Below are 20,277 nucleotides of genomic sequence, written 5' to 3'. Positions count from 1 at the left end.
CCGCTTTTCACCGGAAGGATTCATCATGAGAGTCATCGCAGCCTGCCTGCTGGCGCTGTTCGTCGTGGCCTGCTCCGATTCGAAGGGGCCCGAGGCGAAGCTCGAAAGCGACGAGCAGAAGACGCTGTACGCGGTGGGCATCGCACTGAGCCAGCAGTTGAGGCAGTTGAGCGTCACCGAGGAGGAGCTGAAGTCCATCCAGGCCGGCCTGGCCGACGGCGCCTTGAAGCGCACCCCGCAGGTGGACATGCAGACCTACGGCCCCAAGATCCAGCAGTGGGCGCAACTGCGCCTGGCGCAAGCGGTGGAGAGCGAGCGCGCCGCCGGCGCGGACTATCAGCAGAAAGCCGCCGCGCAGCCGGGCGCGACCAAGACCGCCTCGGGCGTGATCGTACAGCCCCTGCAGGCCGGCACCGGCGCCACGCCGAAGGCAACCGACACGGTGAAGGTCCATTATCACGGCACGCTGGTGGATGGCACGGTGTTCGACAGCTCGGTGGAACGCGGCACGCCGGCGACCATTCCGCTGGGCGGCGTGATCAAGTGCTGGGTGGAAGGCGTGCAGCAGATCAAGGTCGGAGGCAAGGCGAAGCTCGTGTGCCCGCCCGACACCGCCTACGGCGATCGCGGCTCCCCGCCCGCGATCAAGCCGGGCGCCACGCTGGTGTTCGAAGTGGAAGTGCTCGAGATCGTGAAGTAGGCGCGGGCCGCGCGCGGCGGCCGGCTGACGGCTGCGCGGAATGTTCGAAAGCTCTCCTTCCCTGTTCAGCCAGCGTGCTTTCTGGCTGATGGCGATCCTGTCGATCGTCTTCGTGGCGCTGGTGGTGGCGGTGACGCTGTATTTTGTGAGGCCCGCCCCGCCCGACAGAATCGCGATGGGCACCGGCACGCCCGACAGCGGGTACCAGTTCTTCGGCCTGCGCTACCGCGAGATCCTGGCGCGCGATGGCGTCACCGTCGAGTTGCGCACCTCGGCCGGCTCGCAGGCGAATCTCTATCGTCTGGCGGAGAAAAATTCCGATCTGGACGTCGCTTTCTTCCAGAGCGGTTCGGGCTATTCGGCGAACGCGCCCAACGTGGTGTCGCTCGGGGCGATCTACTACGAGCCGCTGTGGGTGTTCTACCGCGGGCCGGAGATCGGCGACTTCTCTGGGCTGAAGGGAAGGAAGCTCGCCATCGGCCCGCCGCAGAGCGGCACGCACGCGCTCGCTCTGCAACTGCTCGCGGTGAGCGGCGTGGCGCTGCCGCCCACGGAACTGCTGCCGATCGGCGATCGCGAAGCCAACCGGCTGCTGCTCGACGACAAGATCGGTGCGGTGCTGATGGTGGCACCGCCGGAGTCTGCGCTCGTGGCGGAACTGATCTCGGCGCCCGGCATCCGGCTGCTCAGCGTCGAGCGCGCCGAGGCCTACACGCGCCGCTTCCCGTTCCTCACAAAGGTGGCACTGCCGCGCGGTGTGTTCGATTTCATCAACAACGTACCCGCGCGCGACGTCACCCTGCTGTCTCCCACCGCCAACCTGCTGGCGAAGGAAGACCTGCATCCGGCGCTGGCCTACCTGCTGATGCGCGCCGCCACCGAGATACACGGCGGCTCGGCGTTGCTGAACAAGGCGGGAGACTTCCCTGCTCCGCTGGACGCCGACTTTCCGCTGAGCAGCGAGGCGAAGCGCTACTACAGGACCGGGCCGCCTTTCCTGCAACGCTATCTTCCCTACTGGGCCGCGGTACTGGTGGACCGGCTCTGGATCACGTTGCTGCCGCTGTTCGCGGTGATGGTGCCGGTCATGCGACTGGTGCCGCCGGCCTACCGCTGGCGCGTGCGCTCGCGCATCTATCGCCGCTACGCCCAGCTCAAGGAAGTCGAACTGGAACTGGAAGACAATCCCACGCGGGAGAAACTCGAAGCGCTGCTCGAACGGCTGGATCAGATCGAGCGCGCGGTCAATCGCACGCGCATTCCGCTCGCGTACGCGGACAACCTCTACATGTTCCGCCAGAACATCAACCTGGTGCGGCAGCGAGTGGCGGCGGCGCTGAGGAACGGCGAGCGCGAGGCCAGGCCAGGGCCCACGTGAGAATCCGCAAACGCGGGAAAGCTCAGCCGGCCGCGGGCCAGAACAGATAGGCGTCCATCGCCAGCACCCCCGCATCCACGCCGAGATCGATGCGCTCCACCGCCGGCTGCGGACCGGCGGCGGCGAACGCGACCGGCAGCGGCAGGAAATGCTCCGGGCTGGGATGCGCGCGCAGGGCGTGCGGCGCGCGCTCCAGCCACGCCGCTAGCGCGGCGCGGTCGTCCGCGCGCAGCGCCCGATCGATCCATTGGCGGAATTCTTCGACGTACGGCGCCGCCTGCGTGTGCGCGGGCTGAAGGCCGTGCCGACGTACGTACAGCATCCATTCGCGCAGATTGTGGGTCATGTGGCCGGAGCCGACGACAAGCACCTCTTCGCGCGCGAGCGGTGCCAGTGCCGCACCGAGACGCAGGTGATGCGCGGCATCGAGCGAGGGCTGCACCGAGATCTGCGCGACCGGGACGTCGGCCCCCGGATACAGATACAGCAACGGCACCCATGCACCGTGATCCAGGCCCCGGCAGCCGTTGACCGAAGCGGGCAGCCCTGCGCCCTTGAGCAGATCGAGCGCGCGCTGCGCCGCCTCGGGGGCACCGGGCGCGGCGTAGCGCATCTTGTACAACTCTTCGGGGAAGCCGCCGAAGTCGTGGATGGTCTCGGGCCTGTCTGCGGTCGAGACCATCGGCAGCTCGGTCTCCCAGTGAGCCGAAGCCACCAGGACCGCACGGGGCCGCGGCAGCCGGCGGCCGATCTGCGCCCACGCGCGCCCGGCCGCGCCCGCCTGCAGGGCGTGCATCGGCGAGCCGTGGGAGAGGAAGACGGTGGGAAGCACGGGATCGGTCGGCGGTCGCCGGATTCTACGCTGCCGCCTGCGCAGACTTGAGCAATCCCTCCGCGCGCAGCGCTTCCTGTACCTTCGGGCGCGCAGCGATGCGGGCGTGATACGCCTGGAGCGCCGGCCACTTGGCGAGGTCCACGCTGGTCCACTGACCCCAGTTCAGCACCGTGAACAGATAGGCGTCGGCGATGCCGAACTGCCCGCCGGCCACGTATTCCCGACCCTGGATCCGGGCCGCGAGCCAGTCGAGGCGCGCAGCCAGCCGATTGCGCGTGCGTTCCTTCTCGTCCTCGGTGCTGTCGGGTTTCCATAACGGGCCGAAGCCCTTGTGGATCTCGGTGGCGATGAAGTTGAGCCACTCCTGCAGGCGATAACGTTCCATCGTGCCGGCCGCCGGCGCGAGGCCCGCCTCGGGCTTGCGGTCGGCGAGGTATTGCAGGATCACCGCCGCTTCGGTGAGCACCTGGCCGTCGTCCAGCTCCAGCGCCGGCACGTAGCCCTTGCCGTTGATCTTCAGATAGTCGTCGCCATTCGCGGTCTGACGCTTGCGGGTATCGACCTTGACCAGGGTGTGCGCCAGCCCCAGCTCGCGCAGCACGATGTGCGGGGCGAGCGAGCACGCACCGGAAGAAAAGTAGAGCTTCATCGTTGACTCCTATCGATTCGTAAAGAACGCTCAGGCCGCCCGCGGCGAACCGATGCGCTCGCTGCGTGAAATTCGCGGGCGGTGAGCACGTGCCGCCCACTATAAGGATTGCGAAACGCAGGATAAACAGGGCATCGCGGGATGATTTATCCCGCAAAACGGGATAATCTCTGCCCATGGACCGGTTCGCCGCGATGAGCGCCTTCGTGGCCGTGGTGGAGTCCGGCAGCTTCGTGCGCGCTGCGGGGCGCTTGTCCACGCCCACCTCGACCCTGTCGCGCCAGATCGCGGAGCTGGAGCAGCACCTGGGCGCACGGCTGCTCAATCGCACGACGCGCAAGCTCTCGCTGACGGAGGGCGGCCAGGCCTTCTACGAGCGCGCGGTGCAGCTCATCGCGGATCTGGAGGAAGCCGAGGCGCTGGTCAGTTCATCGGCGGCGGCCCCGCGCGGCATGCTCAAGCTCACCTGCTCTCATGCGATGGCCGTGCTGCGCGTCGGGGCGGCGATCGCGAGCTTCGTCGCGCGCTATCCCGAAGTGCGTTTCGAGGTATCGGTCTCGGACCGGATCGTGGACCTGGTGGAGGAAGGGTTCGACCTCGCGATCCGCATCGGGCGGGTGGGCAGCGAGCAGCTGGTCGCGCGCCGCCTGGGAACGATACGCCTGCTCGCCTGCGCGGCGCCCGCGTATCTCAAGACGCACGGCACGCCGCGCGTGCCCGCGGACCTCGCCCGCCATCGCATTCTCACCTACGCGTACTCGCCGCACCCGAACGTCTGGCGCCTGACCGATCGCAGGGGCAATCACCACGAGGTGCGCGTCGCCGGTCCGCTGCACTCGAACAGCGGCGACCTCAACATCGCGGCGGCGATCGCCGGACTCGGCGTGATCTTCGAGCCGGACTTCATGGTGAGGCCAGCACTGGAATCCGGATTGCTCAAGCGCGTGCTGCCCGACTGCGAGAGCAGCCCGGGCGAGGTGTGGGCCGTGTATCCGAGCCGGCGCCATCTCTCCGCGAAGGTGCGGCTGTTCGTCGAGCACCTCGCGCAGCTCTTCGCAACCTTGCCCGCCGCCGCGTCCCGGCGCGCAGAGCGCCGCTAGCGCAATGCCCGGCTTCGCGCAGCCCTTCAAGGCCGAAGGAACGTCTTGCTCTCCGGCTCCGCGTGTTTGGTGGATACTTGCCGTCCGCGGCTTGCGCCGCGCGCACCACAGGGAGCCAACATGATCCACGTCGTTGCCATCGTCACCGCCAAACCCGGCAAACGGGAGGCTGTCCTCGAAGCGATCCGCGCCAACCTGCCCGCGGTGCGGGCGGAGAAAGGTTGCATCGAGTACGGTCCGGCGGTGGACGCCGAAGCCATTGGTCCGTTCCAGACCAAGGCGGGTCCGGACACCGTCTTCATCATCGAGAAGTGGACCGATGCCGACGCGCTGCGGGCACACGCCGCGGCCCCGCACATGGCGGCTTACGCGGCGCGGGTGAAAGACCTCGTCGCCAGCCGCGCGATTCATGTATTGACTCCCGCCGAGTGAGACGGGTCCCGGCGACACCTTCGGATAAAGAAATCCGGCCGGAAGTTCGAGCGCCCGGCCGGTAAAAGATGCAACCGTCGCAGAAGTTGAAGCTAGTAGTTGTCGTTGATGTACTTGACGATCGAGTTGAGCACGCCTTGCGTCGCTTCGTCGGCGGAACCGCCGAACAGACCCATCGACAGCTCACCGTCGAAGGTCGCTCGAGCGACCTTGGCGCCCGAGGACTTGTCGGTGAACGTGCACTCGACCGTCGTGAACGCTTTGCCGGACCCGAATCCGATGAAATAACGCTTGGCTCGGCTGCCCTCTTCGAGGCTGACGATGGTCCCGGTCAGAAACAGCACGTTGCCCCCGCCCGCCTGGGCCTCCTGAGCCAGAGCGACCTTCTCGAACAGCGGCTTGTTGGTTTTGCTGTGCTTCGCTTCGCGCAAAGTGGTCGCGATTCTCTGCGGAAGCGTCGCCGCGAGATTTCTGGCGGCATCGCTGTTGACGTTGGTGCCGAACGATCCGACCTCCACGGCAGCGAAACTACCCATTGGGCGGGCCACCGGATCGTTCACGACATACCGGTGAGAGGAGCATCCGGCAAGAAGAGAAAGACCGGCGCAAACGACAACGGTCAAGAACTTCGTGGACATCTCCATTCTTCCTCCCAGAAGGCTCCAGCGGCAGGCTTGTACCCGCCGTTTCCACTGGCGATGCGAGGACCCATGCGCCGGCAAGCCGCTTTACTTCTGTATAGGAGCCCGTGGCTGCGATGTCAAGGCGGACATGACTTCCGCATGCGGTGCCGCGTAAGTCATCCGTAACCCTCGGCAGAGGATTGGTGACCCGGTCGCCGGAGCTTGGCGCGCTGTTCGCTGCATAATGTGGCCTGCACCGCGACCGCAGGCTCGCGAGCGCGATTCGCGTTTTCCGAGGACCTTGCCATGCGCTATGAGCTGTATTACTGGCCGTCGATCCAGGGCCGCGGCGAATTCGTGCGCCTCGCTCTGGAGCATGCCGGCGCCGACTATACGGACGTCGCGCGCCTTTCCGGACGCGGCAAGGGCGTGGAGGCCCTGGAACGGTTTCTCGACGGGCGCAACGTCGAGCGGCCGCCCTTCGCGCCGCCCTTTCTCAAGGCCGGCAACCTGGTGATCGGCCAGACCGCCAACATCCTGCACTTCCTCGGCCCGCGGCTCGGGCTGGCGCCGAAAGCGGAACCAGGACGCTTGTGGACGCATCAGTTGCAGCTCACCGTGGCGGACTTCGTGGATGAAATTCACGATACGCATCACCCGATCGCCAGCAGCCTGTACTACCGCCAGCAGAAGAAAGAAGCGCGGCGCCGTGCCGGATATTTCACGCGCGAGCGGCTGCCGAAGTACCTGGGCTATTTCCAGAGCGTGCTCGAGCGCAATGGCGGCCGCGGATTCCTGGTGGGCCGCAATCTGACCTACGTCGATCTGTCGGTGTTCCAGCTGATCGAGGGCCTGCGCTACGCGTTTCCGAAGACGATGGCGCGCTTCGAGCACCGCATCCGGGGACTCGTCGCGCTGCACGACAAGGTGGCGGCGCGCCCCAACGTCGCCCGCTATCTGGCTTCCGAGCGCAGAATTCCGTTCAACCAGTATGGCATCTTCAGGCACTATCCCGAACTGGACCGATGAGCTGCGAGTCCAAGCGGCACATGCGCTCTTGCATCCTGATCCTGTATCTGAGCAGCCTCGCGCTGACGGGGGCAGCGTGGAGCAGCGGCGCCCACGCGAGCGGCAAGCCGGCGGCGGCCGCATCCAGGCAGGAGTTCGCGCTCTATGCGCTGTCGCGGGGCAAGGGCGTGCCCGCGCCCACCCGCGATGCGTTCAAGAAGGCGCAGGCGCTCCTCGAAGGCGCCAGGCAGCGCGGTGAAGTGGTCGCGCTGAAAGAAACGCGCATCGGCCTGGAAGGCGAGACGCGCCTGTGCGTCGAAGCGAGAAACCCCGCGGCATCGCGCAGGCTCCAGCGCGAGGTACGCCAGATCGGCAAGGACGTGGAACTCTTCAATGTCGTCGAAGAGGCCTGCTCGAAGAAGTGAGCTACGGACCCGCTCGGAAGCAAAGTCAACCCGGCATGGGAGAGGAAACATGAGGCACGCCTTCGCCGCGCTTCGAGCTCTTCCGGCCCTGGCCGGCGCGCTGATCTTTGCGACGGCCCCCGCCTTTGCCGGTGCGAATCGGGAAAGCGCAACCGAACGGTCTGCGCCGCTGCCCGCATGCGAGAAGCCGCGGACGGCCGCCGGGGCGTTCGGCACGCGCATCCGCCCCGCGACGCAGCGCGTGGCCGCGACGCCCGAAACCATCGCCCAGGCGATGGCGCGGCTGGAGGACAACGCCCGGGAAGAATGCCGGCGCTGGGCCGAACGGGCCTTCGAAGAGTTCGAGCGCTTCACCTTCAAGGAGCCGTTCGAGGGCGGGAAGTACATCGTGAGCGGCGACATCGCCATCTCCGGCCGCGAGCAGCTCCGCGAATTCTTCGAGAAGCACATCCGGCAGCCGGGAATCGAGGCACGGGCGGGCGCGCTGGTCGTGCATCGGGCCGGCGGCCGCGACGCGATCTGGGATGCGACCCTGCGCAAGGGGCTGACCTACTGCGTGAGCAGGGACTTCGGCGAGCGCCATGAACGGGTGGTGGCGGACATGCACGCCGCGGCCGGCGCGTGGGAAGAGGCCGCGGACGTGGACTTCATCCATGTGGCCGGGGAAGACGATGATTGCACCGCGGCCAATCCCGAAGTCGTGTTCGACATCCGCCCGGTCAACGTGAACGGGCAGTATCTGGCACGGGCGTTTTTTCCGAACGAACCGCGCCCCGAGCGCAACGTGCTGATCGACGAGTCCGCGTTCCAGCTCGATCCCGGCGGCGCCTTGCAGCTCGTGGGCATCCTGCGCCACGAACTGGGGCACGTGCTGGGCTGGCGCCACGAGCACACCCGGCCCGAGGCCGGTGCCTGCTTCGAAGACAACGACTGGCGGCCGTTGACCGAGTACGATCGTTTCTCGGTGATGCACTATCCGCAGTGCAACGGCGGCGGTGACTGGTCGCTCGTCCTGACGCACATGGACCGCAACGGCGCGGCGTGCGTTTACGGCCCCGCGCCGGGTTTCGAAGTGGATCCCGCGATCTGTCCCAACCCGCCGCAGGCCGCCCTGGACAGCAGGTCGAGAAGGGACTGCCGAGTCCGGTGAAGCGGCCGTGGCCGGTTTCTCCTGCGGATGCGCCCTTGTCCGGAACGTCGCGGGTCTTTCGCTCCGCGTCCGTGCGTGCCGGTGAGCGCCTGAAGCGGACGCCCTTCGTCCTTCGGCAACGCTGACGATCGCGCCCCGATGCCACGGGGCGCCCGGCGCCCCGGTCAGGGCAGGAACAGCGCGGGATCGACGGGCTTGGTATTGAGAAACACGCTGAAGTGCAGATGCGACCCGGTCACGCGCCCGGTGGCGCCCACTTTGCCGATCGGTGCCCCCGCCGCGACGCGCTGGCCGACTGCGGTATCGATCGCGCTCAGGTGCGCGTACAGCGTCAGGAAACCCTGGCCGTGATCGATGATCACGGTCTGCCCGGAAAAGAAGTAGTCGCCGACGTCGAGCACCTCGCCGGCGCCGGCCGCCACCACGGGCGTGCCCAGCGGTGCGGCGATGTCCATCCCGTTGTGCGGATTGCGCGCCTGATTGTTGAAGAAGCGGCGCTTGCCGAAGGAATCGGAGCGCGGCCCTTCGCACGGCTGGATCAGCAGCAGCGAGTCGGGCGCCCACTCGCTGAAGGTCCTGCGCACCTTCTGCAGGTGGTCGCGTTCGCGCTCGAAGCGCGCGAGGTCCTCGGGCGACAGATCCACCTGCCCGGGTTTCACCGTCAGGCGCTGCGTGGCGTACTGCTTGGGCCCGATCGCGAAGGCGATCGATTCCGGCGCGCCGACGGTGCGCTCGACCACGAGCGGCGGCGCGCTGCCCGGCTTCGCGCCGAGCGGGATGCCGACAACCGCGAGCCACTCGGGGGGCCCGCCCGCCACCAGCACGCGATCGCCTTCGAACCACGCGAGCGGGCGCAATTCCCCCGGTCCGAGCGCGACGATTGCGATTCCACCCGGCACCGGTTCCTCACGCGGAAGCGCGGGCCGCTGCGCGCGGGAGGCCAGCGGCCGGGTGGCCGCCACGGCGGCAAACGCGCGAAGAAAACGGCGGCGGTCCATGAAAAAGATGATAACTGCAAATCGACGGCGCATATTGACGGCACCTCGCGCCTGGCGGCCATACCATTGGGGCCGCAACGCATCGCGCGATCGATCATTCAGAGAGGTTCCAGACTGAACAAGCACGGGAATCGGCGTTATCCTGCGGACATGAAACGGCGGAGCGTGCCGGCCGTGTGCCTGGTCCTTGCGCTCGGGGCGGGGCCTGCGTTCGCGCACGAGGCCGACGCCGAGTTCGATCGCGGCTGGCAGGCCTACGAGTCGCGCGACTATGCCGCAGCCGCGGCCGCCTGGCGCCAGGCGGCCGAGCGCGGCCACCCGCGCGCGCAGAACGGACTCGGCGTTCTGTATCGCGACGGACTCGGCGTGGAGAAGGACGCAGCGACCGCGGTCACCTGGTTCCGAATCTCGGCGCAAAACGGCTACGCGTACGCCATGTTCAATCTCGGTCTGGCGTACCGGGACGGCAGCGGCGTCGCGAAAGACGACATCGAGGCCTACAAATGGCTCCTGCTCGCCTCGACCGTCAACTACGACCGCGAAGCGGCTTTCGAGCGCGAGCGCCTCGCCCGGCGGATGAGCGCGCCACAACTGGAGGAAGCGCGGGGGCGTGCCCAGGCGTGGCTGGACCAGTTCTTCTTCGGCTCAGCCCAGCGCAAGCCCAAAACCAGGACGCGCGTGCCCAGAACGGAGTAGGCCGTCGGGGCGCCGCCTTCGTTCGGTGCCGATGCCGTGACGCATTCCCACGCAATGGTTCGCGCCGCAGTCTGGCTGCCGGTGACCGGCCCCGCGCTGGAGACCCTGGAGCGCGCGCGCCGGCGGGCGCAGCGGCGCGGCGGCGGCCCGATTTTCCCGCTGCACCTGACGCTTCTGTCCGGGATCGAGACCACGCCGGAAGGCGGCGCGGAGAAACTGCGCAGCCTGGCGGCAAGGCTGAGCCCCTTCGCGGTGAAACTTGGCCGGATCGACTGGCGCGAGGAACGCTACCGCTGTCTGTTCGTGAGCGCCGAACCGAGCACGGCGCTCACCGCGGCGCAACGCCTCGCGTGTGAGATCTTCGCCGCGCACCCCTCCGGGCCCTTCGAGCCGCATGTCAGCCTGCTCTATGGCGACATCGGCGATGAACTGAAGAAGCAGATCGCCGCCGAACTGGGCGGCAGGCTCGACCTCGTGCTCACCGCGGACAGCGTCCAACTGGTCGAGGCCTCCGCGCAGCGACCCGTCGAGGAATGGCGGACCTTGAGCGAGCGCGCGCTGGGCGCGGCCGCGCCCTAGCGCTTGCGAAGCGCGGGGTTTGGCCCTTACAGTGCGTCCGGTCGGACGGCCTTCCCTGTTCCTCCTGCATGTCGGCTGCACGCATGACTTCGAAATTTCGCCTGGCGATCGTCGCCCTGATGGTGGCCTACGTCGGCCTCGCGATCTCGCCGATGGTCATCGCAGGGCTCTCCGGGCTGCCGCCGCGGCCTTTCCCGGACGAGCTGTCCAGCGGCATCGCAATGGCGGGATTCGCCATCGTCCTGCTGGAGTTCGTGCTGTCCGGACGGTTTCGCGTCTTCTCCACCACCTTCGGCATCGACCTGGCCATGCAGTTGCATCAGCTCCTGGCGCGTACCGCGGTCGTGCTGCTCCTGCTGCATCCCGCGCTCTACACCCTGCCGCTCGCGCCGCCGCTGCCGTGGGACGGGACGCTCGCGCTCACGCTGGGCCTGACGCCCGCCGCCACCGTGAGCGGATTGATCGCCTGGGGAGCGCTGGCGATGCTGGTGCTCGCCGCGCTGTGCCGGAACACGCCCTCGTGGCGTTACGAAACTTGGCGGCTCACACACGGGCTGGGAGCGCTCCTCATTGCGGCGACCGGGTTGCACCATGTGCTGGACGCCGGCCGCTACAGCCGGATGACGGGATTGTCCGCGTTCTGGTGGGCGGCGGTCGCGCTGGCGGTCGCCTCGCTCGTGCTGGTGTACGCGTGGCGCCCGTTGATGCAACGCCGGCGCGCCTACCGCGTGAAGGCAGTGGTACCGGTCGCGGCCAGGACCTGGGAGATCGCGCTCGAGCCCGCCGGCGCGCCGATCGCCTACCGTGCGGGACAGTTCGCCTGGCTGAAGCTGGGCAGTCCGCGGCCGCTGTACGAGAACCCGTTCTCGTTCAGCTCCGCGCCGGCGGCCGCCGACGGCCTGGTGCGCTTCCTGATCAAGGAGGTCGGCGATTTCACGGGCCGCATCGGCACGGTGGCACCGGGCACCGCCGCCTACCTCGACGGCCCGCATGGAACCTTCACGCTCGAAGACCCGGACGGTCGCGGGATCGTGATGATCGCCGGCGGCATCGGCATCGCACCGATGCTCTCGCTGTTGCGCCAACTGGTCGTCACGCGCGACCCGCGGCCGGTCGTCCTCGTCTATGGCAATCGCATCCGCGAACAGATGGTGGACGTGGAGCGGCTCGCGGGGACGCGCGCGCTGCCGGCGTTCACCTGTCACCCGGTCCTGTCCGAGCCGCCGGAGACCTGGAGCGGCCTGCGCGGTCAGCTCGACGCAGACACGCTCGCGCAGTGCCTGCCGCCGGACGACGGCCAGAGCTGGATCTATTACGTGTGCGGTCCCACGCCGATGATCGACAGCGTGGAACGCGCGCTGGACGCCAGGGGTGTGGCGCCGCAGCGCATCGTTTCGGAAAAATTCCAGTACGACTTCGGCAGCCGCACGCCGCGCAGCCGCCGCACGGTGTCGCTGTGGCTCGCGATCTCGGCCATTCTCGTCGTCGGCGCCGGGTTGTTCGCGCTGCGCTGAACCGGGCGGCCGCCCGCTCAGCGGTGCCCGAACACCTCGCGATTGACGACATTGTCGAGATCGGGCTTGCCGTCGAGCACGCTCAGGATGTTGCGGGCGACCGAGATCGCCATGCGATCCATCGACTCCGTCGTCACCCCGGCCATGTGCGGCGCGGCGACGAGATTGGGCAGCTTCAGGAGCGGATTGTCCGGCGCCGGCGGCTCGCGTTCGAACACATCCAGTCCGGCGCCGCGGATCACGCCGCTCACGAGCGCGCGGTGCAGTGCCGCTTCGTCGATGATTCCCCCGCGCGCGGTGTTGATCAGGCAGGCGCTGGGCTTCATGCGGGCAAGCCGCCGCTCATCGAACATCCCGACGGTCTGCGGCGTCTTCGGGCAATGGATGGTGACGAAATCGGCGCCAGGCAGCGCCGCGTCGAGGTCCTGTTCGGCCCGGTATCCGGCGGCCTCGATGGTCGCGGCGCCGACGTAGGGATCGTAGACCGCGACCTGCATCTCGAAGGCGCGGCACATGCGCGCGACGCGGGTGCCGATGCGGCCGAAGCCGACGATCAGCACCGTCTTGCCGAACAAGTCCGACGGCAGCGGCGGATTCAGGCGCTCGCTCCAGCGCCCTTCTTTCACCATCGTGTCGAACGCCGCATCGCGTTTGGCCAGTGCGAGCATGAAACACAATGCCTGCTCGGCCACCGAGGGGGAATTGGCGGTTCCGGTCACCATCAGCGGAATGCGCCGGCGCGTGAGCGCGGCGACGTCGACCAGGTCGTAGCCCACGCCGTGGCGGGCCACGACCCGCAGCTTCGGCGCAGCCGCCGCCTCGGCTTCCCCAAACGGGGTGAGGCTCAGCGCGACCGCGTCGGCATCGGCGAGCAGGGCGTGAAAGTCGCGCGGCGCGATCTCCTGAGGGAACGGGATCGCTTCGACGTCCGGGCGGGCCTGGATGACCTCCCAGCCGGCGCGCGCCATCGTGGCGGGCAACAACAGTTTCCTGCTGGCGTGGGACATTGGAACTCGGGGAGCGCTCCCGGTCGTGTGGATGGCGGCGATTGTAGTGGGAACGCGGGCAGCCGGCAGGCCCGGGGCCGGACGAGCCGTCCACGCCCGGTCGCGCACGGAATTACAATTGCCCGCAAAGGGCGCGGCTCCACAACGCCAAGCAGGGAGGAACGATGCGCATCCACATGATCGGAGCGGGCGCGATGGGCGGCGTCTACGGGGGGCTGCTCAAGCGCGCAGGCCACGATGTCACGCTGATCGATCCGCGGGTGGATCACATCGAGCGCATCCGGCGCGAAGGCCTGATCGTCGAGGGCGTGCGCGGCCGGCATGTGGTGCAAATCCCGGCCTGTACCGGCCCCGAAGGGCTCGCGGCCTGCGAGCTGGCGATCATCTTCACCGACGCCAACGCCACGCGCGATGCCGCGCGCACCGCAGCTCGGGTGCTCGGGCCCGAGGGCTGTGCGCTCACCCTGCAGAACGGCATCGGCAACGTCGAAGCCCTGATCGGGGAACTGGGCCGGCCACGGGTCATCGCCGGCGTGTCCATGAACAGCGCCGCCAATCCCGAGCCCGGGCGGGTGGTGTACACCAACAGCGGCATGACTTCACTCGGCGAGCTGGACGGCCGCACCACCGAGCGCGTGCGCGAAGTCGCGCGCATGCTCGACGAAGCCGGAATTCCGGCCGAGATCGTGCCTGATCCGATGACCCACATCTGGACCAAGTTCGTGCACAACTGCTGCATCAACGCGCTGGCCGCGGTCACCGGACTGCGCGGCGGAGAAATCTACCGCACGCCCGAGGTTGCCGCACTGCAGGAGCGCATCATCGACGAAGTGCTGGCCGTGGTGGCGCGCAAAGGCATCCGGCTCAACGACCCCGACCCGCGCAAGAAGATCAAGGAGCATTGCCGCGTACGCTACAACAAGCCGTCGATGTTGCAGCACGTCGAGCAGGGACGGCGCACCGAGATCGACGCGCTAAACGGCGCGCTCCTGCGCGAAGCCGGCGCGCTGGGAATGGCGCTGCCGTACAACGAGGCGCTGGTGGCCATCGTCAAGGGTCTGGAGAAGAGCCGCCGGCAACTGCTGCACGAGCCGCCGCGCGACTACGCGAAGCTGGAAGCGCAAGCGCAACGCGAAGGCGCCGCGCCGGCCGCCGCCTCCGCGGCGCGCCGCGCGGGCTGAGTGCGGGGCCGCGCGAAGAACCATCACGAAAGGAGCCGACGATGACCGTCAAGGCAGGCAAGCTGAAATCCATCGCTGCGCCGACGCTGCGCGAACGGGTGAGCAAGGACGAATGGGAGGTGCGCTGCGATCTGGCCGCTGCCTACCAGCTCGCCGCGCAGTTTCGCTGGACCGACCTGATCTTTACCCATTTCACTGCACGCGTGCCGGGAAGCGAATACATCCTGATCAACCCGTACGGACTCATGTTCGACGAGATCACCGCCTCCAGCCTGGTGAAGATCGACTATGCGGGCAACGTGATCGAGGACATCACCGGGCTGGGCATCAACCACGCCGGCTTTGTCATCCACGGATGCGTGCACCAGGCGCGCCCCGAGATCAACTGCGTGCTGCACACCCACACGCGGGCCGGCGTCGCGGTCTCGGCACAGAAGCAGGGGCTGCTGCCGCTCAGCCAGCATGCGCTGCGCACCTATGCAATGCTCACCTACCACGACTACGAAGGCATCGCGCTGGAGCTGGACGAGCGCAACCGCCTGGCGCGCGACCTGGGAAAGACCTCCAGGGCGATGATCCTGCGCAATCACGGGCTGCTCACGCTCGGCACCACGGTGGCCGAAGCCTTCGAGCTGATGTACTACCTGGACACCGCCTGCCAGATCCAGGTCGATGCGCTGGCCGGCGGCGCCGAGCCCAAGCCGATCCCGGAAGCGGTGGCGAAGAGAGGCTTCGAGCAGTTCAAGGGGCCGGGCGGGGCCGAGATCGACAAGAGCTGGGTCGCGCTCAAGCGCACGCTGGAGCGCAAGGGAATCGTCTACGCGCGCTGAGCGGGCGCAAGGTCCGGATCGTTCGTCTCACCTGACGTGCGCTTCAGGGATGCCGGAACGATGAAGGTCATCTGCGTCGGCCATGCGGCGCTGGATCGCATCTTCACCGTGGATTCGTGGCCGGCCGACAGCGGCAAGATCGCCGCCACCCGCTACGAGGAGTGCGGCGGTGGAATGATGGCGAACGCGGCCGTGACGATCGCCCGGCTCGGCGGCACGGCGCTGCTCTGGGGTCCGACCGGCGAGGACGCGGTCGCGGCAGCCGTTCGCGCGCAACTGCACGCCGAAGGCGTCGACGTCGAGAATCTGCGCGGCTTCGAGGGAAAGACCACGTCGCATTCGGCGGTGCTGATCGACCGCCGTGGAGAGCGGCTGGTGGTCGGTTACCGCGGGAGCGCGCTGGCGGCGCCGGCCGACTGGCTGCCGCTCGGCGCCGTCGCGAGCGCCGACGCTGTGATGGTCGACGTACGCTGGCCGCAAGGCGCAGCCGCCGCGCTCGGCGCGGCGCGCAAGGCGGGCGTGCCCTCCATTCTCGACGGCGAGGTCGCGCCCCAGGACGTGCTGGACGCGCTCACGCGCCTGGCCGATCACGTGGTGTTTTCCGAGCGCGGGCTGGCGCAGTTCGGCGGCGCCGACTACGAAGGCGGGTTGCGCCGCGCCCTGAAGCACGGCGCGCGCGTGGCTTGCGTGACTCGCGGCAAGGGCGGGGCGCTCTGGCTCGAGCACGACGCGCCGCGCGCGCTGCGCGCCTGCCCGGCGGTCGAGGTGCCGGTGGTGGACACGCTGGGCGCCGGCGACGTTTTCCATGGCGCCTACACGCTCGCGATCGCCGAGGGCGACACGGTAGGCGAAGCGATCCGCTTCGCCTCGGTCGCGGCCGCGATCAAGTGCACCCGGCCCGGCGGGCGCGCAGGGGCACCCACCCGCGCCGAAGTCATGGAATTTCTCGCGCGCACCGAACTGGCGTGAACGTCGCGAACTTCCTGGCGCGCGCCGCCCGCCTCTTTCCCGAGCGCCCGGCCGTTTCCCGGGGCAGCCGCGCCTGGGCCGACTATCGCCGGTTGATGACGCGCGTCGCGGCGCTCGCCGGCGCGATGCGCGGCGCGTTGCGGCTTGCGCCGGGAGACCGGGTCGCGCTGGCGATGCGCAATTCGCCCGAGTACATCGAGATCCTGTACGCGGCATGGCACGCCGGCCTGGTGGCGGTGCCGATGAACGCGAAGCTGCATGCGCGCGAGTTCCGATACATCCTCGAACATTGCGGCGCGCGGGTGTGCTTCGTCACGCCCGATCTGACTGCGGCGGTGTCCACGGCCCTCGAAAGCGGCGCCGGCCCGCAACGGGTGATCGAGGCCGGATCGGCGGAGCACGCCGCGCTGCTGCGGACCGACGCACGCATCGATCTTCACCCTTCGGCGCCGGACGATGTGGCGTGGCTCTTCTACACCAGCGGAACCACCGGGCGTCCGAAAGGCGTGATGATCACGCACCGCAACGTGCTGTGCATGACCTTGTGCTACTTCGCCGACGTGGACGCCATCGCGCCGGGCGACTGCCTGCTGCACGCCGCGCCGATGTCGCACGGCTCCGGCATGTACAACTTTCCGCACGTGCTGGCAGGAGCCAACCAGGTGGTGCCGGAAAGCGGGCACTTCGATCCGGGCGAGATCTTCGCGCTGTGCCGGCGCTGGCCCGGCCTGACGCTGTTCGCCGCGCCGACCATGGTTCACCGGCTGGTGGAATACGCGCGTCAGCATGCGCCGGCGCTCGAGGGCTTGAAGACCGTGGTCTACGGCGGCGGCCCGATGTATCTGCAGGACATCAAGCGTGCGCTGGAGACCATCGGCCCGCGCTTCGTGCAGATCTACGGTCAGGGCGAGTCCCCGATGACCATTACCGCGCTGTCGCGCTTTCACATCAACGACCACGGCCATGCACGCCACGAACAGCGGCTGGCCTCCGTGGGCGTGGCCCAAACGGCGATGCAGGTAATGGTGGGCGACGCGCAGGACCGCCCGCTGCCCGCGGGCGCCGTCGGGGAGGTGCTGGTGCGCGGCGACGCGGTGATGAAGGGCTACTGGCGCGATCCGGAAGCGACCGCCGAGACGCTGCGCAACGGCTGGCTGCACACCGGCGATGTGGGCTCGCTGGACGAAGACGGATTCCTGACGCTGCGCGACCGCTCGAAAGATCTCATCATCAGCGGCGGCGCCAACGTCTACCCGCGCGAGGTCGAGGAAGTGCTGCTTCGCCACCCGGCCGTGGCCGAAGCATCGGTGGTGGGCCGCCCGCACCCCGAGTGGGGCGAGGAAGTCGTGGCCTTCGTCGTGGTGCGCGATGGCGCCACGGTGAGCGAGCGGGAGCTGGACGCGCTCTGTCTCGATCGGATCGCGCGCTTCAAGCGCCCGCGCGCCTACCGCTTCGTGCCGGAGCTGCCCAAGAACAACTATGGAAAAGTGCTGAAGACCGATCTGCGGGCGCGCCTTGCGCAGGAGGCCGCGCACGGCGCGCGCGCCTCGGAGACCGGCTGAGCCCGCGCCCGGTCCCGCGGGCGGACTTTGCCGGAAGGGTCCGGGTGTGTAGAATGCCCCTGAACCCCCTTCCGCTTGACGGTCGGGGGTTTTGTTTTTCACTGGTGGAGACGAACATGGCCAAGAAGCTTTCTCCGCAGGAAGCGACCGCGATGATCCTGCGCCGGCGCCTGCAGCGACAGACGCCCGCGGTGAAGAATCCCGGTCAGGAAGCCAAAGAAGACGCGCGCCCGGACGGCATCGGAAGCGCGAACGCGCCCGACCGCAAGCCCCAGGGAAGCTCCCGGTAGCCGGCGTGCGCTTCGTGCGCCGAGGGCGACCGGCAAAACGCGCAGCAGCGGGTCATGAGCTAGCCACGGCCGCATTCACAAGCCTTCATCGGCCGGCCCGCCCGGCCGCAACTTACGGAGATTACGCTATGGCGAAGGAAGAATTCATCGAAATGGAAGGCGTTGTGAACGAAGTGCTGCCCAACACGACGTTCCGCGTGACGCTGGACAACGGCGCCAATGTCACCGCGTACGCCTCCGGAAAGATCCGCAAGCATCGCATCCGCATTCTGGCGGGCGACAAGGTCACGCTGGAAATCTCGCCCTATGACCTGACCCGGGGCCGCATCAACTTCCGCCACAAGGACGAGCGCCCGGTCGCGAGCTTCCGGCCGCAGTTCAGGAAGAGATAGCCGGCGCGCGACCGCCCGCTCACGGAAACGCCGCGGGGTGCCTTCGGACTGCGGGTCGTCGTCGCGCGGCGCGCAGCGGCTCGTCACGCGTGCAGCTCGATGACGTCCCCGTCCTCCACGAGGTGCTCGCGCCCGACCGGGTGGCCGTCGAAACCGGACCTGCCCCACACGCGCGCGTAGCGCAGACTGCGCGCGAGATCCTTGTGTACCAGGCGCGCGACGTCCTCCACGTTCTGGCCGCGGCGCAGGGTGAAGGGGTGACGCTTCTCCGGCGGCTTGCCCGGCGCCTTGGTGTAGACCCGCACGATGGCCAGCGCGCGGAACAGCCACGGGCCGATCTGCGCAAGCCCGTGGCCGGTTCTTGCCGACACCGACAACGCGGGGTAGCGCAACCCGGTGAGCTCGCGCAACGTCTGAAGCTCTTCGTCGATGTTGGCGACGAGGTCGGCCTTGTTTGCCAGGAGCAGCGCGGGAAGGCGCAGCGCGAACGGATCTTCCTCTTGCGCCGGCGCGGCGCAGTCGCTATCTCCCGGCCAGCGCGCGCTGAGCGTCACGCGCTTCTCGCGCAGGATCGCGTGCACGGCCTGCACTTCGTCGACGCAGTCGGGATCGTTCAGATCGATCACCAGCATGCAGGCATCCGCGGTCTGCAGCGCCCCGTGCAGCCACGGCACCGGGTGTTCGCGCGACACGGCGGGAAGATCCACGAGCTGGAAGTGAATGTCCTCGAACGACATCATTCCCGGTGCGGGAAACTGCGTGGTGAAGGGGTAATCGGCGACGTGGACGCCGGAGCCGGTGAGCGTGGCGTGCAGCGCCGACTTGCCGGCGTTGGGCGGTCCGATCAGAGCGATCTGGGCTGCGCCCTCCGGCCGGACGACCAGCGCGGGGCCGCCGTGGGCGGCGCCCTTCTTCGGCCCCTCGAGTTCTTCCGACAGCTCCCTGATCGAGCGCTTGATGTCGGCCTGCAGGTGCTCGGTGCCTTTGTGCTTGGGCACGGTGCGCAGCATCTCGCGCAGACAATCCAGGCGCTCGCGGGGGTCGCGCGCCTTGCGAAAAGCGGCCTCCGCCGCCTTGTATTCGGGCGTGAGGTTGGCGGGCATGGCCTGACGATGATACTCGCCGGCGCGAAGGCCGACGTCAGATGCGCCGCCGGCTCAGCCGGCGATGGTCACGCCGCCATCGGCCACGATGCTCTGCCCGGTCACGAAAGCACCGGCGCGCGAAGCGAGGAACACGGCGATGCCGCCGATGTCGTCGGGTTCCCCGATGCGGCCCAGGGGCGTTCGGGACTCGTAGCGCCGCAGTACCTCCGGGTTCTCCCACAGCGCGCGGGCGAAGTCCGTTCTGACGAGGCCAGGCGCGATGCAGTTGACGCGGATGTTGTGCCGGCCCCATTCGACCGCGAGGTTGCGCGCGAGCTGCATGTCGGCTGCTTTGGAGATGGCGTAAGCGCCCAGCGTGCCCGTGCCCTTCAGTCCGCCGATCGACGAGACGATGATGACCACGCCGTCGCGGCGTTGCGCCATTTCGGGGAGCACCAGATTGGCCAGCCAGTGGTTGGCCACGACGTTGTTGTGCAGGATCTTGGTGAACGCATCGTCGGGCAGGCCGGCCATCGGACCGTAGTAGGGATTGGAAGCGGCGTTGCACACCAGCACGTCGATCCTGCCGTAGTGCCGCCGGGTCTGCTCGACCAGTTGCTCGAGCTGGGACTTGTCGCCGATGTTGGCAGGAATCGCGACTGCTTCGCCGCCGCATTTGCGGATGGCTTGCACGACCTCTTCGCAGGCGGGCGCCTTGCGGCTGGAGATCACCACTTTCGCGCCGGCGGCGGCGAGATGCTCGGCGATCGAGCGCCCGATACCCCGGCTCGATCCGGTCACCACCGCGACCTTGCCGCTCAGATCGAATGCGCCCCGCGCCACGCTCGCCTCATCGGGTCCGCCGCCTCGATCG

Annotated in this window: 23 protein-coding genes; 16 read left to right on the top strand and 7 right to left on the bottom strand. The window is 68.3% G+C overall.

Going from position 1 to position 20,277, the window contains the following annotated elements; translation table 11 throughout:
• The first annotated feature begins 25 nt into the window (after positions 1-25).
• On the top strand, positions 26-700 hold the full coding sequence (locus VNM24_03905; GenBank protein ID HWQ37744.1) for an FKBP-type peptidyl-prolyl cis-trans isomerase: 675 nt from the start codon (positions 26-28) through the stop codon (positions 698-700).
• Positions 701-740: 40 nt separating this feature from the next.
• Positions 741-2,078 (top strand): TAXI family TRAP transporter solute-binding subunit, encoded by a 1,338-nt coding sequence (locus VNM24_03900; protein ID HWQ37743.1) that lies wholly within the window; start codon positions 741-743, stop codon positions 2,076-2,078.
• 22 nt (positions 2,079-2,100) lie between these two features.
• Here the strand turns inward: VNM24_03900 and VNM24_03895 are convergent, their stop codons facing one another.
• Both VNM24_03895 and gstA read right to left on the bottom strand, forming a co-directional pair.
• A complete protein-coding gene (locus tag VNM24_03895; protein HWQ37742.1) occupies positions 2,101-2,910 on the bottom strand; it encodes a class III extradiol ring-cleavage dioxygenase in 810 nt (269 codons plus the stop codon).
• A 25-nt stretch (positions 2,911-2,935) separates the two neighbouring features.
• Complete coding sequence (gstA, locus tag VNM24_03890; protein HWQ37741.1) at positions 2,936-3,562, bottom strand: glutathione transferase GstA; 627 nt, start codon at positions 3,560-3,562, stop codon at positions 2,936-2,938.
• A 176-nt stretch (positions 3,563-3,738) separates the two neighbouring features.
• On the opposite strand from gstA, the gene VNM24_03885 reads away from it, so the two are divergent.
• Positions 3,739-4,662 carry a LysR family transcriptional regulator gene (locus VNM24_03885; protein ID HWQ37740.1) on the top strand — a complete coding sequence of 308 codons (924 nt, stop codon included), beginning with the start codon at positions 3,739-3,741 and terminating at the stop codon, positions 4,660-4,662.
• A gap of 120 nt (positions 4,663-4,782) precedes the next feature.
• Positions 4,783-5,094: an antibiotic biosynthesis monooxygenase gene (locus VNM24_03880; GenBank protein HWQ37739.1), complete on the top strand. Its 312-nt coding sequence runs from the start codon at positions 4,783-4,785 to the stop codon at positions 5,092-5,094.
• 92 nt (positions 5,095-5,186) lie between these two features.
• On the opposite strand, the gene VNM24_03875 is transcribed toward VNM24_03880, so the two are convergent.
• Positions 5,187-5,612: a DUF4410 domain-containing protein gene (locus VNM24_03875; protein HWQ37738.1), complete on the bottom strand. Its 426-nt coding sequence runs from the start codon at positions 5,610-5,612 to the stop codon at positions 5,187-5,189.
• A 411-nt stretch (positions 5,613-6,023) separates the two neighbouring features.
• Between VNM24_03875 and VNM24_03870 the strand changes: the two genes are divergently transcribed.
• The 3 genes from VNM24_03870 to VNM24_03860 are packed head-to-tail and all read left to right on the top strand — an operon-like array spanning position 6,024 to position 8,300.
• Complete coding sequence (locus tag VNM24_03870) at positions 6,024-6,746, top strand: glutathione S-transferase (protein HWQ37737.1); 723 nt, start codon at positions 6,024-6,026, stop codon at positions 6,744-6,746.
• Positions 6,743-7,150 carry a hypothetical protein gene (locus VNM24_03865; GenBank protein HWQ37736.1) on the top strand — a complete coding sequence of 136 codons (408 nt, stop codon included), beginning with the start codon at positions 6,743-6,745 and terminating at the stop codon, positions 7,148-7,150. Before VNM24_03870 ends, VNM24_03865 begins: the two co-directional genes overlap by 4 nt.
• Positions 7,151-7,199: 49 nt before the next feature.
• Entirely contained in the window at positions 7,200-8,300 is a 1,101-nt protein-coding gene (locus tag VNM24_03860; protein ID HWQ37735.1) for a matrixin family metalloprotease, read from the top strand.
• Between the two features lie 164 nt (positions 8,301-8,464).
• Here VNM24_03860 and VNM24_03855 read toward each other — a convergent pair whose 3' ends face one another.
• Positions 8,465-9,298, bottom strand: coding sequence for a peptidoglycan DD-metalloendopeptidase family protein (locus VNM24_03855; protein HWQ37734.1), 834 nt, complete (start codon positions 9,296-9,298; stop codon positions 8,465-8,467).
• A gap of 150 nt (positions 9,299-9,448) precedes the next feature.
• On the opposite strand from VNM24_03855, the gene VNM24_03850 reads away from it, so the two are divergent.
• The 3 genes from VNM24_03850 (at position 9,449) to VNM24_03840 (ending at position 12,087) form a co-directional block, all read left to right on the top strand.
• The gene (locus tag VNM24_03850) at positions 9,449-9,994 is read left to right on the top strand and encodes a tetratricopeptide repeat protein (protein ID HWQ37733.1); all 546 of its coding nucleotides are present in this window, start codon (positions 9,449-9,451) and stop codon (positions 9,992-9,994) included.
• A gap of 54 nt (positions 9,995-10,048) precedes the next feature.
• Positions 10,049-10,573 (top strand): 2'-5' RNA ligase family protein, encoded by a 525-nt coding sequence (locus VNM24_03845; protein HWQ37732.1) that lies wholly within the window; start codon positions 10,049-10,051, stop codon positions 10,571-10,573.
• A gap of 83 nt (positions 10,574-10,656) precedes the next feature.
• A complete protein-coding gene (locus VNM24_03840) occupies positions 10,657-12,087 on the top strand; it encodes a ferredoxin reductase family protein (GenBank protein ID HWQ37731.1) in 1,431 nt (476 codons plus the stop codon).
• A gap of 17 nt (positions 12,088-12,104) precedes the next feature.
• Here VNM24_03840 and VNM24_03835 read toward each other — a convergent pair whose 3' ends face one another.
• The gene (locus VNM24_03835; GenBank protein HWQ37730.1) at positions 12,105-13,094 is read right to left on the bottom strand and encodes a hydroxyacid dehydrogenase; all 990 of its coding nucleotides are present in this window, start codon (positions 13,092-13,094) and stop codon (positions 12,105-12,107) included.
• A 164-nt stretch (positions 13,095-13,258) separates the two neighbouring features.
• On the opposite strand from VNM24_03835, the gene VNM24_03830 reads away from it, so the two are divergent.
• The 6 genes from VNM24_03830 to infA all read left to right on the top strand — a co-directional run bounded on the left by VNM24_03830 (position 13,259) and on the right by infA (position 18,318).
• A complete protein-coding gene (locus VNM24_03830; GenBank protein HWQ37729.1) occupies positions 13,259-14,275 on the top strand; it encodes a ketopantoate reductase family protein in 1,017 nt (338 codons plus the stop codon).
• A gap of 41 nt (positions 14,276-14,316) precedes the next feature.
• The gene (locus VNM24_03825) at positions 14,317-15,105 is read left to right on the top strand and encodes a class II aldolase/adducin family protein (protein HWQ37728.1); all 789 of its coding nucleotides are present in this window, start codon (positions 14,317-14,319) and stop codon (positions 15,103-15,105) included.
• A gap of 60 nt (positions 15,106-15,165) precedes the next feature.
• The gene (locus VNM24_03820) at positions 15,166-16,074 is read left to right on the top strand and encodes a PfkB family carbohydrate kinase (protein ID HWQ37727.1); all 909 of its coding nucleotides are present in this window, start codon (positions 15,166-15,168) and stop codon (positions 16,072-16,074) included.
• A complete protein-coding gene (locus VNM24_03815; protein HWQ37726.1) occupies positions 16,071-17,636 on the top strand; it encodes an AMP-binding protein in 1,566 nt (521 codons plus the stop codon). Before VNM24_03820 ends, VNM24_03815 begins: the two co-directional genes overlap by 4 nt.
• A gap of 116 nt (positions 17,637-17,752) precedes the next feature.
• Positions 17,753-17,926 (top strand): hypothetical protein, encoded by a 174-nt coding sequence (locus VNM24_03810; protein HWQ37725.1) that lies wholly within the window; start codon positions 17,753-17,755, stop codon positions 17,924-17,926.
• Between the two features lie 128 nt (positions 17,927-18,054).
• Positions 18,055-18,318: a translation initiation factor IF-1 gene (infA, locus tag VNM24_03805; GenBank protein HWQ37724.1), complete on the top strand. Its 264-nt coding sequence runs from the start codon at positions 18,055-18,057 to the stop codon at positions 18,316-18,318.
• Between the two features lie 83 nt (positions 18,319-18,401).
• On the opposite strand, the gene VNM24_03800 is transcribed toward infA, so the two are convergent.
• Both VNM24_03800 and VNM24_03795 read right to left on the bottom strand, forming a co-directional pair.
• The gene (locus VNM24_03800) at positions 18,402-19,421 is read right to left on the bottom strand and encodes a GTPase (GenBank protein HWQ37723.1); all 1,020 of its coding nucleotides are present in this window, start codon (positions 19,419-19,421) and stop codon (positions 18,402-18,404) included.
• A 54-nt stretch (positions 19,422-19,475) separates the two neighbouring features.
• Positions 19,476-20,246 carry an SDR family oxidoreductase gene (locus VNM24_03795; protein ID HWQ37722.1) on the bottom strand — a complete coding sequence of 257 codons (771 nt, stop codon included), beginning with the start codon at positions 20,244-20,246 and terminating at the stop codon, positions 19,476-19,478.
• Positions 20,247-20,277: the final 31 nt, after the last annotated feature.

Source organism: Burkholderiales bacterium (genome assembly GCA_035560005.1).
Classification (GTDB): domain Bacteria; phylum Pseudomonadota; class Gammaproteobacteria; order Burkholderiales; family Eutrophovitaceae; genus DASRFY01.
The sequence above is the reverse complement of the archived record's forward strand: the minus strand, read 5'-3'. Positions and strand labels throughout refer to the sequence as shown.